This window comes from Acidovorax sp. KPB24-03 (assembly GCF_057546605.1).
Genome location: NZ_BAAJYR010000618.1, coordinates 1 through 1,514, shown reverse-complemented (window position 1 = coordinate 1,514; position 1,514 = coordinate 1). Strand labels below are relative to the sequence as shown.

Here is a 1,514-nt window from a genome sequence, read left to right as displayed (position 1 = left end):
ACCTGCAGGGCCTGCCGCCCGACAGCATGCTGGGCGCGCACGTGTTCGGCAGCCATCGCACCTCGGCGCTGCACAGCCTCTGGACCGCCGGCACGCCGCGCGTCGTTGCGGGGCGCCACGCGCTGCACGACCGTGCCGCCGCCGCCTTCGTGGCGGCCCGCACGGCCACCATCACCCGCGCCGGGCATTGACCGACCGGCCGGCCCTCGGCTTTCGAAGCCCCCAACGCAGACCCGATCGCATGACCGCCACCCATTCCCCGCCACCCTTCACCTTCCACCAGGGCACCGCGCCGCTGCTCGTGTCCATGCCCCACGTGGGCACGCATGTGCCCCCGGACATCGCCGCGCGCTTCACCGACGAGGCCCGCCAGGTGCCGGACACGGACTGGCACCTGGAGCGGCTCTACGGCTTTGCCCGCGACCTCGGCGCCTCGATCCTGGTGGCCACGCACTCGCGCTATGTGATCGACCTGAACCGGCCGCCGGACGGCGCCAGCCTGTACCCCGGCCAGAGCGTCACCGGCCTTTGCCCGGTGGACACCTTCGACGACACGCCGATCTACGCGGAGGCGGGCGATGCGCCGGACGACGCCGAGATCGCCGCGCGCCGCGATGCCATCTGGGCGCCGTACCACGCGCAGCTGGCCGCCGAGCTGGAGCGCCTGCGCGCCGCCCATGGCGTGGCCATGCTGTGGGATGCGCATTCCATCCGCTCCGTGCTGCCGAGGTTCTTCGCGGGCAAGCTGCCGGACCTGAACCTGGGCACGGCCGAAGGGGCCAGCTGCGACCCGGCGCTGGCGCAGGCGCTGCTGCGCATCGGGCAGTCCGACCCGGCGTACACCGCGGTGCTCAACGGCCGGTTCAAGGGCGGCCACATCACGCGGCACTACGGCGATCCCGCGCGCAACGTGCACGCGGTGCAGCTGGAGATGACGCAGTGCAGCTACATGCAGGAAGCCTTGCCGTTCCACTACCTGCCCGAGGTGGCGGCCGGCGTGCAGCCCGTGCTGCACCGCATGCTGGAGGCGGCGCTGCAATTTGCCCGCACCCGGGTGCGGGCGTAAGGCCCGCCAGGAGCGGCCGGTCCGCGCCCGCCGCACCGGGGGAAGGGCGGCGGGGCGCCCGCGGCGTCAGGCCGCCGCGTCGATCCGAAGCTGCACGGAGTCGTCCAGATAGATGGGCGTGACCTTGAAGCCGTTGACCGTGATGCTGCCGAACGTCCCGCGCACCGGGGCGCCACGCACCAGCGTGAGGGTCGATCCGATCGTTGGCGTGAAGCCCGAGCGGAAGGCGATGCGCAGGGTGCCCGCCAGCGTGACCGGGCCGGCGGCCTGCAGCTGGCCGGCGCCGTTGGCGCCCACGCGCAGTTCCAGCGTGCTGCTGCTGCCAGGGTCGAAGGCGCCGCCGATGGCCAGCTCCGCCGACCGTGTTGCCGATCAGCGTGCCGCCGCGTCAGGTACACGTCGCCTTGCCCAGCGCGCTGCTGCTGTCGGCCCGCACGGCGCCCGCGGC

General features: G+C 73.5%; 2 protein-coding genes and 1 pseudogene. 2 read left to right on the top strand and 1 reads right to left on the bottom strand.

From position 1 onward, the window contains the following. Together AC27KI_RS24560 and hutG are read left to right on the top strand one after the other, a co-directional pair. Positions 1–191 (top strand): annotated as a pseudogene (locus AC27KI_RS24560) (formimidoylglutamate deiminase); the annotation flags it as partial. Positions 192–241: 50 nt separating this feature from the next. After that, a complete protein-coding gene (gene hutG, locus AC27KI_RS24555; protein WP_284428708.1) occupies positions 242–1,066 on the top strand; it encodes an N-formylglutamate deformylase in 825 nt (274 codons plus the stop codon). Positions 1,067–1,132: 66 nt separating this feature from the next. Here hutG and AC27KI_RS24550 read toward each other — a convergent pair whose 3' ends face one another. Continuing rightward, positions 1,133–1,363 (bottom strand): hypothetical protein, encoded by a 231-nt coding sequence (locus AC27KI_RS24550; RefSeq protein WP_487116375.1) that lies wholly within the window; start codon positions 1,361–1,363, stop codon positions 1,133–1,135. Positions 1,364–1,514: the final 151 nt, after the last annotated feature.

Bases quoted from the DNA above. Each gene is read 5' to 3' on its own strand.
- hutG (WP_284428708.1), top strand. From the start codon at position 242: ATGACCGCCACCCATTCCCCGCCACCCTTCACCTTCCACCAGGGCACC.